This window comes from Rhizobium halophilum, assembly GCF_021648825.1.
In the GTDB taxonomy this organism is placed as follows: domain Bacteria; phylum Pseudomonadota; class Alphaproteobacteria; order Rhizobiales; family Rhizobiaceae; genus Neorhizobium; species Neorhizobium halophilum.
In genome coordinates, this window is the sequence record NZ_JAKJHS010000032.1 from 1 (window position 1) to 9,009 (window position 9,009).

Annotated in this window: 9 protein-coding genes and 2 pseudogenes; 7 read left to right on the forward strand and 4 right to left on the reverse strand. The window is 57.8% G+C overall.

The features are described 5' to 3' along the window. Positions 1-177: 177 nt before the first annotated feature. Positions 178-696 carry a GNAT family N-acetyltransferase gene (locus LXM96_RS21335; RefSeq protein WP_240000570.1) on the forward strand — a complete coding sequence of 173 codons (519 nt, stop codon included), beginning with the start codon at positions 178-180 and terminating at the stop codon, positions 694-696. Positions 697-821: 125 nt separating this feature from the next. Here LXM96_RS21335 and LXM96_RS21340 read toward each other — a convergent pair whose 3' ends face one another. Continuing rightward, entirely contained in the window at positions 822-959 is a 138-nt protein-coding gene (locus tag LXM96_RS21340) for a hypothetical protein (RefSeq protein WP_240000578.1), read from the reverse strand. 102 nt (positions 960-1,061) lie between these two features. Continuing rightward, positions 1,062-1,415: pseudogene (locus LXM96_RS21345) on the reverse strand (class I SAM-dependent methyltransferase); the annotation flags it as partial. A gap of 145 nt (positions 1,416-1,560) precedes the next feature. On the opposite strand from LXM96_RS21345, the gene LXM96_RS21350 reads away from it, so the two are divergent. Beyond that, a complete protein-coding gene (locus LXM96_RS21350) occupies positions 1,561-2,616 on the forward strand; it encodes an NAD(P)/FAD-dependent oxidoreductase (RefSeq protein WP_240000571.1) in 1,056 nt (351 codons plus the stop codon). A gap of 315 nt (positions 2,617-2,931) precedes the next feature. Next, positions 2,932-3,330: a hypothetical protein gene (locus tag LXM96_RS21355; protein WP_240000572.1), complete on the forward strand. Its 399-nt coding sequence runs from the start codon at positions 2,932-2,934 to the stop codon at positions 3,328-3,330. A gap of 64 nt (positions 3,331-3,394) precedes the next feature. Here the strand turns inward: LXM96_RS21355 and LXM96_RS21360 are convergent, their stop codons facing one another. Further along, entirely contained in the window at positions 3,395-4,015 is a 621-nt protein-coding gene (locus tag LXM96_RS21360; protein ID WP_240000573.1) for a tyrosine-type recombinase/integrase, read from the reverse strand. A 155-nt stretch (positions 4,016-4,170) separates the two neighbouring features. Next, a complete protein-coding gene (locus LXM96_RS21365) occupies positions 4,171-5,061 on the reverse strand; it encodes a LysR family transcriptional regulator ArgP (protein ID WP_240000574.1) in 891 nt (296 codons plus the stop codon). A gap of 78 nt (positions 5,062-5,139) precedes the next feature. On the opposite strand from LXM96_RS21365, the gene LXM96_RS21370 reads away from it, so the two are divergent. From LXM96_RS21370 to tyrS, 4 genes and pseudogenes are all read left to right on the forward strand, one after another. Next, a complete protein-coding gene (locus LXM96_RS21370; protein ID WP_240000577.1) occupies positions 5,140-5,766 on the forward strand; it encodes a LysE/ArgO family amino acid transporter in 627 nt (208 codons plus the stop codon). Between the two features lie 7 nt (positions 5,767-5,773). Further along, the gene (locus tag LXM96_RS21375) at positions 5,774-6,394 is read left to right on the forward strand and encodes a LysE family translocator (RefSeq protein WP_240000575.1); all 621 of its coding nucleotides are present in this window, start codon (positions 5,774-5,776) and stop codon (positions 6,392-6,394) included. A 17-nt stretch (positions 6,395-6,411) separates the two neighbouring features. Next, positions 6,412-7,311 carry a dihydrodipicolinate synthase family protein gene (locus LXM96_RS21380; RefSeq protein ID WP_240000576.1) on the forward strand — a complete coding sequence of 300 codons (900 nt, stop codon included), beginning with the start codon at positions 6,412-6,414 and terminating at the stop codon, positions 7,309-7,311. A gap of 323 nt (positions 7,312-7,634) precedes the next feature. Then, a pseudogene (gene tyrS / locus LXM96_RS21385) lies at positions 7,635-8,897 on the forward strand (tyrosine--tRNA ligase). Positions 8,898-9,009 lie beyond the last annotated feature (112 nt).

Consider the following 9,009-nt stretch of genomic DNA (forward strand, 5'->3'; position numbering starts at 1 on the left):
CCCTCCTAAATCCCTAGAAGGAGTGAATCAGAACTTTGCACCGACAGCAACGCCGACTTTTTCAACGGTATCGGCGCGTTTTCGCCATGGCGGCGTCGGCCCCGAAGCGGACGAAAGACGTTCCACAAATCGTTATGATGTCTGGATACTGCCAGCCGATAAAGGTAGGTGAACCAAATGCAGATTAGACGCGCGGCTGCCAATGACTTTCAGGCATTGCAAGCTGTGGAATTGGCTTGTTTTGAAACCCTTCGGGAGGCTGGCGCAGTGAGCGGCGTCCCGGCGGCTAGTAGCGACGAGGAGTTACAGCGCTTCCTTGATGAAGACCTGCTGTATGTAGCGTGTGATCAAGATGGTGCTGCCATCGCCTTTTCCGGAGCGTATGTTGTCGACGAGTTCCTCTATATCGCGGAGGTCGATGTCTTACCTGTTTGGCAGGGACAAGGTTTCGGGCGACGCCTTATTATGACCTTGCTCGATGATGGCCGCCAAAGACGACTTGCGGGTGCTACACTGACTACAGACGTTGTGCACCCTTCAACGCACCATTCTATGAGAAGCTGGGCTTCCACGTCCTTGAAGGTGATGCCGTTCCTCAGCACCTTAGGGTCAACCTCGCCCGACAAGTTGCGAATGGGCTCGATCCCCTCCGTCGGGTCGGCATGGCTCTGCTGTTCTAGCCGCTTCGACCACTAGGAATGGCTGGCGTTTCAGCGGCAACACGCCAGTCCGCTTCCGGGAGCACGCTGCCAAGGCCCGCTAACATCTGAATACCTGGTGTTCGACGATCTGTTTCTGCCGAGCTTCGGCACCTCCCAGCGTCAGCGTTTCTCCAGAACAAGGAAACTCCAATGTACCTCGGATCGCCCCAGCATATCCTCACGCTCAACAGCATGGATCACATTGAGACCTACCGAGGAGGCAAGCTCGACCGTCTCGGTTGCTGAAACGTCAAACATCTTGTGTCCTGGGGGCACTGGACCATGGCGAAGGGACATGCTGATCCGACCGCCCTTAAGAACGAGGCCAGCAAGTGATTTCATGGCACTATAACGCTCCTCCAAGTCCAGATGCATCCATACTGCAGTTAGGAGGATTAGGTCGAACGATTCCCCGAGTGAATGAAGCCGCGCAAGAGCTGGAAGCTGATCATCGAGCCAAACGATAGGCCTACCAGCATGGATGCGCATTCCCTCTTGTCTGAGAGCCTCGGTCGGCTCGACTGCGAAGACTCTATGGCCCATTGCGGCGAGAGCCGCCGCATCGCGGCCCGACCCCGCACCAATGTCTACGACACGCGCTGGTGGGGCGGGATAGAAGTGAGATACGTCCCGGTGGACGTCAGCGAAGAAGATGGTCTCGTACTGCTGGGCTAGAGCCTGCGCGTTCTCACCGTATCCTTGTGTTCCGGGCATGGGGTTCCTCTAATGTGGTTTTCGGGAGGCGCAAGTTAGCTTCATCTCCAACGAGATGTCGCCTGGTTCACTTACTCCTTACACGCAGTTGTCACTAAAGCGGACTATCCCTCAAGCTGGAATATCCACCTCGAGGTGCCGTTTCGTGCCGCAGTATCGACCGCGAGTCGTCGTCATCGGCGCAGGAATCATCGGATCAGCAATCGCCTATAACTTGGCCATCCGCCAGGCGAACGTGCTGCTCGTGGACCAGGAGCAGGTGCCAGGTGCAGGTGTAACGGGAAAGGCTTTCGGCTGGATCAACGCAATCAATGGGACACCCGGAACTGAAAGCTACGCCTTATGGCGTGAGGGAGTTGCGGAGTATCGGCGTTTGATGGAAGCCTTACCAGCAGCCTTCATCCAAGCGCGTTTTGGCTCGCTGCTATGGAAGAGCGACCGGGCAGATACAGAGCGGATCGCACGGCTTCACCAGGAAGCGGGGGAACGGGTTGAGCTCCTAGAAAAAGGGGGCGTGCAGGAACTCGAACCAAGACTTCGCAACGCTCCAGACTTGGCAGTGTTCTCTCCGGATGATCTGGCTCTCGATCCTCTGCAGCTTTCCCAAGATTTGGTCGCAGCTTCAGTTGAGGCAGGCGGCTTGACGCGCTTAGGCAGTGCCGTCACTGCTATTGATACAGCCAACGGCAGAGTATCTGCAGTACGAGTGGGAAACGAGACAATCGTCTGCGACCATGTCGTGATGGCAGCGGGCGGAGGCGTCGCCGCATTGACCAGTACCTTTGGGGTCGACACCGGGCTGACAACCTCTCCGGCCTTGCTGCTACGGTATGCCTGTGGTCGTCCCGTCCTCAATCGAATCCTGCGCGGGCCCCGTCTGGAGGTGCGGCAGGCAATCGACAACACGCTGCTCATCGCTAAGTCCTACAACGCAGACACGAATGATATCAGTCCTCAGTTCGCCGGAGAAAAAATGCTGGCAGTGCTGAAGGACGAACTAAAGTTGGCTGACGGTGTCGAGCTGGCGAGCGCTGAAATCGGTGAGCGGCCTGTTTTCGCCGACGGGCTACCGCGTCTCGGTTTCCTGTCTGAATTCAGCAACCTCTATCTAGCAGTCGGTCATCCGGGCGTTATCCTCGCGCCCTTGATGGGCCGCAGGGCCGCGGAGGACGTGCTGGAGGCAGCAACTGTAGCTCTTTGACATGCAAGCCGACCAGATCAGTGCCTCCACTGATCTGCCCTAAACGGGCGTCGCACCTCTCCTGGCGCTTCCGTGCACACTGCGTCCAAGCGAGAGACGCACCTTTGGTCGGTGGTTGGACGCGGGGATCGCACCCTTTCCGTTTATTGGAGCAGCACTGGGAGGCTACCTTTTCGGGCCCACCTTCGGCGCAGCCCCATTGAAAACGATAGCTTAGAACAATACGCGCCGCTTCAACCATTCTACGATGACGACAGCCGCTTCTCTGTGCAAGGACACAGAACGATGTCATCGCAAGCTGATGAAGGAACCAAGATGTCGATCACTGTACAAAAGACAATTCCCGCTGCGCGTATGCGTCAGTTCCATCAGATGGTTAACCGGTGGCTGGAGGAGGGCCCAATCAAGCTCGCGACTAATGCCACAATCACCGCATTGGAGAATGCCGGTATTCCTAAAGATGAACAGGTGGCAATCATTGAGGACCGCGACATCATCATGAAGCACAACATGCGCCTCGGCCTGATCAGCGAGGTGTTCGCACCAGCCATTGAGAAAGCGGTGAAATCCTCACGTTCAGGCAGCGAAGCGCAGGATGAGATCGCTCGGTTAATCGTCACTGCAGTTGGGATTCAACAGGGTGACGACAGCGAACTTGTGACGTTCAACTTCATGGAACAGAGCGAAGCGGATGCGTTCAAAGCTTCAAGCTGACACGATCAGGCATGACGGCAGTTGGCGCGAGAGAGACCACCGGCTGTCGCCGATGGTCAAGAGCCTAAAGCTCAATTTGCTCCGCAATCCTGAGCGCATCGTCCACCTCGACGCCGAGGTATCGGACCGTGCTTTCCAGCTTCGTGTGACCGAGCAGAATCTGGACTGCCCGAAGATTGCCCGTCTTCTTGTAAATCTGCGCTGCCTTGGTTCTCCTCATGGAGTGAGTGCCATAGGCGCTGGTGTCTAGCCCGATGGACGCGACCCATCGGTGGACAATTCGAGCATACTGCCTCGTCGACAGATGCTGTGATGTCTTCCGGCGGCTTGGAAACAGGTAGCTGCCGCCGTTCCGACGGACGAAGGGAAGCCAGGCCGCGAGCGCGATCTTGGTCTGCTCCGTGACCTCAAACTGCACCGGCCGCTTCGTCTTCTTTTGGATGATGGTCGCCCGATCTCGTATCGAACTACCTGACCACAAGTCCTCAACCCTCAGCTTGACGAGGTCGCAAGCGCGAAGCTTGCTGTCGATGGCAAGGTTGAAGAGCGCAAGTTCCCGGATCGCGCCGCTCATCTCAAGCCGAACGCGGATTGACCACACGTTCTTTGGCTGCAGTGGGCGCTTCTGGCCTACGAGGATTCCCTTGTTCCATGGATATCGATTAGGCAGTGCGGCGGTGTCCATGCCAAAGCCTCCGCCACTCCTCCCACCGCGTCGCCTCCGTTAGGCCGCCGGAGCGTAGCACGTCTCGTCGCTACTCGGCCCAAAGGGGACAACTGGGCGGAACGTCGGAAGCGTCGAGTGTCGCCAAGAGCGCCAGCCTATAGTTCCGCAACTCGTCAAAACAACGCGTTCTGCGCTGACGACCGAACAGCCTTCGTCAGATGATCGATAGACGCTATCGGAAGACCAGCAACGATCCAGTTCAACTTGACGTCAATCCGTACCTTTGGATCGAGTTCAACCAGTCGCCCATCTGCAATGTGAGGTTCAGCCAGTTGGACGGGTTGCATGCCCCAGGCCAATCCGTTCACGGCCAGGTCGATGAACGCATGAGTTGAGGCGACTGTATATGTCGGAGCATCAAGCTCGATACCGTACGTTTCTCTCGCCCATCTTGCTTGAAGTCCGTCCCGCCTATCGAAGCGCAGGCAAGGCGCTTCCGCCAGTTGGGCAGCGGATATGCCATGAGGGAAGAAACGAGCGAGGAAGTCGGGGCTAGCGCAGGCGGCATAGCGCAGCGACCCGAGCGGGACCAGGCGACAACCCTGCACAGATCGGGCGTCGGCAGTCACAGCGGCAACTACTTCCCCTGAGCGAAGGCGGTCTCCAGTGTAAGCCTCATCATCCAAAACCAGGTGGAGCGGCAGGCTGGATGTATTGCCAAAGGACCTTGCTGCCTCAGGAAACCATGTCGCCAGGCTATCTGCGTTGACAGCGACTTTCAGAGGAACCCGTGAGCGTTCTTTGTCCGCAGGGAACGCAAGATCGGGCGCGAGATCAGTTTCCAGGAGACGAACGCGGTCGAAGTGGGCGCAAAGCGAGAGGCCAAGTTTCGTCGGCAGGCATGGATTTCCCCGTATGACCAGAATGGCTCCTATGCGTTCTTCCATACCTCGAACACGTTGCGACACAGCGGAGGGCGTGATTCCCAATGAGAGTGCGGCCCGTTCAAAGGTGCCTTCCCGGAGGACAGCGGCTACGGCTGCAAGAGCGGGGTAATCTAGCATAGATGAAGCAATGCTTCACGCGCTGAAGAAAAACAAGTTTTACTTACTGGAGCCAGCACGGCATCAGAGTTGCCTATGATGAACCATATGACCCCATTCGTTTCTGGCTTTGCCCTTTCGGCCGCACTCATCATGGCGATCGGTGCGCAGAACCTCTTCGTGTTGCGCCAGGGGCTCAAAGGAGAGCACGTTGGGGCAGTCGTTCTGTTCTTCAGCCTTTCGGATGCGCTGCTCATCGCGGCCGGTGTCAGCGGCGTGGGCGTGTTTCTGACTGCTCTACCGCATTTGGCGACGATCCTGACAGTTGGCGGCGCACTTTTCCTGGCATGGTATGGTATCACCGCCCTTCGCCGAATGACTTCAACGAACGCCATGTCAGTGACAGCGACTGAGAGACTTTCGCTCGGTCGTGCCATGGTCATGGGTGCCGCGTTCACCTTTCTCAATCCCCACGTCTATCTTGATACGGTCCTCTTGATGGGAGCGGCTGCGTCTGCGCAGCCTGAGGCATCACGACGCTTCTTTGCGGTGGGCGCTGCAACGGCAAGCTTCACATGGTTCGCCATTCTCGGCTACGGCGCTCGTCTGCTCCAGCCAGTGTTCACCCGCCCTGTTGCCTGGCGAATTTTGGACGCAGTCGTGGGCATTGTCATGTTAAGCCTTGCAGCATCGCTTGTACTGAGCGCACTCAAGCAAGCGAGGTGAAGCCATCATGACCGTTTCAGACCTGATGATGATTTATGCAGCTTACGTCATCGCGGTAGCTAGTCCGGGTCCGAGCAACATGGCGATCATGAGTGCTTCCATGCGCTACGGCCGCAGGTCCGGACTTTCTTTGGCCGCAGGGGTCGTCACCATGTCTGTCGTCTGGGGAACGATCGCTGCGACGGGCGTTTCGGCGGTTCTCACCACCTATGCAAACGCCATCACGATCCTGAAGGTGGCGGGTGGGCTCTATCTATTGTGGCTTGCCTTGAAAGCAGCACGATCAGCCGCGAGACATGACACCAAATTGGGCCAGACGGCGGTTGCCGCGCCGAACGGTTGGACGTTCTATCGTAGCGGCTTACTCATGCATGTAGGCAATCCCAAGGCTGTGTTCGCCTGGCTTGCGATCATGTCACTCGGGCTTCGCCCGGATGCGACACCTGCCACTGTTGCGGTCGCGCTTATCGGTTGCATCATTCTCGGCGTCATCATCTTTTGCGGATACGCGCTCTTGTTCTCCACAGCGCCGATGGCAAGGGCCTATGCCAGGGCAAGACGTTGGTTCGAAGGCGTGCTTGCCGTGTTCTTTGCTGTCGCTGGAATCCGACTGCTCTTTTCAAGATAATCGTTCTGGGGACCACAATGCATAGCCTATCACCCTTCCACGGGCTTTCCGCTTTTCCGATCACGCCAGCAGACGAGAATGGTCGGGTTGATACAGAAACTCTGGCGCAACTGTTGGACCGTCTCTGTGAAGCGAAAGTGGACTCCATCGGCCTACTCGGCTCGACGGGCATCTACGCCTACCTGACTCGCGCTGAGCGGCGTCGCACGATTGACGCGGCCGTAGAGTGCGTTGGTGGCAGGGTGCCGCTGATCGCAGGTGTCGGGGCCCTGCGCACGGACGAGGCGCAACATCTCGCGCGGGATGCTGAAGCCGCTGGCGTTGATGCCATGCTCATGGCCCCGGTCTCCTATACACCGCTCACCCAGGACGAGGCATATGAACATTATCGGACCGTCACCCTGGCGTCCGGTCTTCCGCTCTGCATCTACAATAACCCCAGCACCACGCATTTCAGCTTCAGTCTCGACCTATTGGCGCGGCTATCTAGCCTGCCTACGATCAAGGCCGTCAAAATGCCATTGCCCTCAGACGGAGGCATCGCCTGCGAATTAGCGAGCCTGCGCGAACGAACTGGCCTCGCCGTTGGATATAGCGGCGATTGGGGCACGGCAGATGCAATGCTCGCGGGCGCAGACACGTTCTACAGTGTTCTCGGCGGCACGCTTCCTGATCCCGTCGTGGCGATGGTGAGGGCCGCGCAGACAGGGAATGTCGACGCGGCACGTAGAATTGACGCTCGGCTTGCAGCCCTTTGGGACACCTTCAAGACCTTCGGTAGTCTCAGGGTCATGTACCTCTTGGTAGAGCTGATCGGACTTAGAAGACTAGCTCCACCTCGGCCGCTTCTTCCGCTTGAGGGCAAGTCACGAGAAAAAGTGGTCGCGGCGATAGAACCCCTATTGCGAACTGTATGACGACCAGATTTCTGCTCGCGGCTTTCTAAGAAGCTGTTCCGTGGATGGGTAGTCTACCGCGTAATCTTCGCCTGCCACGTCCGCTTGTGGCGGCGTTTTCGCCAAGGCGGTAGTCGGCCCAACCGGAAATAAGCCTGCCTTGCGGCGAGAGGGAAACTCATATATGAGCCGCCCCATGATCAAGACCGTGCTCATCGCCGCAATCTATTATGCGACCTCTCCATAAGGAGCGGTGCGTTTCGATCATGCCTTGAAACAAGCCGCCGTCAGGCGGCTTTGTTCATTCTGGAGAACCCCCTGGCGGCAAAACCAGGAGACTTCTCGTGACACACTCAGAGACCACCACTGACCAATTCAAACCACGTTCGCCAGTGCTGAAGACGCTGGTCGAACGCGGTTACGTAAACCAGGCGACAGACCTCGCTGGCCTCGATTCCGCCTTCGAGAAAGGAATCGTGCCTGCCTACGTAGGTTTCGACGCGACAGCCGACAGTTTGCATGTCGGACATCTTCTTCCAATCATGACCCTGCGTCGACTTCAGCAGGCTGGCCACAAGCCCATCGTCCTCATTGGTGGCGGCACTACACGCATCGGCGATCCGAGCTTTCGATCCGAAGTGCGGCCTGTGCTGACGGACGAGCAGATCGCCAGCAACATCGCGGGGATCAGAAAGGTCTTCGACCGCCTTCTCGTCTTCGGTGACGGCCCAACGGATGCGGTGATGGTCAACAATGCGGATTGGCTGGACAACATCCGCTGGGTCGACATGCTGAGAGATGTCGGCAGGCACTTCTCGGTCAACCGCATGCTCTCCTTCGACAGCGTCAGAACAAGGCTGGAGAAGCAGGAGAACCTGAGCTTCCTGGAGTTCAACTACATGATCCTCCAGGCCTTCGATTTTCTCGAACTATCCCGCCGCGCAGGCTGCCGCTTATAAATGGGCGGAGCCGATCAGTGGGGTAACATCATCAATGGCATTGAATTGGTGCGGCGGACCGAGGGGCAGGAGGTCTTCGGGATGACAGCTCCGCTTCTCACCACGTCTTCAGGTGTGAAGATGGGCAAGACTGCGGCCGGAGCCGTATGGCTGAATGAAGACCGCCTGTCGCCCTACGACTACTGGCAGTTCTGGCGCAATACGGAGGATGCCGACGTTGTACGCTTCCTCAAGCTCTTCACCGACCTGCCGATGGACGAGATCGAGCGCCTCGGCCGCGCAGAGGGCGCAGAACTCAACGCAGTCAAGGAACGTCTTGCCAATGAAGCCACCAGCCTTTCGCACGGCCCAGATGCAGCGGGGCATGCTGCCGCAACTGCGAGGCAGACATTCCATCATGGTGAGGCCGCGCAGGGACTGCCTACACTCCAGCTTGATGATGAGGAACGATCCATTGGCGTCTCTCTCGTTGATCTCCTGGTTCGTACGGGGCTGTCATGTTCGAAGAGTGAGGCAAGGAGAGCGATTGCAAGGCGCGGAGTGCGGCTTGACGGGAGCGTCGTTGAAGACCTCGATCTTGTGGTGTCGGTACAGCCATCCCCCGTCCGGCTTTCCTTCGGGCGAAAACGCCACGCCGTCGTTAAGTGATAAAGACGCGTCGGGTATTGTGCCCGGCGCTTCGTCCGCTTATGGCGGATACTGTTGAAAAAGGCGCGCTGTAATCTTGCTCCGACGTTTCCGTCGTTTGGACGTGCGGAGA

Excerpts from the sequence above, each read along its gene's own strand:
- LXM96_RS21335 (WP_240000570.1), top strand. The coding sequence starts at position 178 with ATGCAGATTAGACGCGCGGCTGCCAATGACTTTCAGGCATTGCAAGCT.
- LXM96_RS21340 (WP_240000578.1), bottom strand. The coding sequence starts at position 959 with ATGTTTGACGTTTCAGCAACCGAGACGGTCGAGCTTGCCTCCTCGGTA.
- LXM96_RS21355 (WP_240000572.1), top strand. The coding sequence starts at position 2,932 with ATGTCGATCACTGTACAAAAGACAATTCCCGCTGCGCGTATGCGTCAG.
- LXM96_RS21360 (WP_240000573.1), bottom strand. The coding sequence starts at position 4,015 with ATGGACACCGCCGCACTGCCTAATCGATATCCATGGAACAAGGGAATC.
- LXM96_RS21365 (WP_240000574.1), bottom strand. The coding sequence starts at position 5,061 with ATGCTAGATTACCCCGCTCTTGCAGCCGTAGCCGCTGTCCTCCGGGAA.
- LXM96_RS21370 (WP_240000577.1), top strand. The coding sequence starts at position 5,140 with ATGAACCATATGACCCCATTCGTTTCTGGCTTTGCCCTTTCGGCCGCA.
- LXM96_RS21375 (WP_240000575.1), top strand. The coding sequence starts at position 5,774 with ATGACCGTTTCAGACCTGATGATGATTTATGCAGCTTACGTCATCGCG.
- LXM96_RS21380 (WP_240000576.1), top strand. The coding sequence starts at position 6,412 with ATGCATAGCCTATCACCCTTCCACGGGCTTTCCGCTTTTCCGATCACG.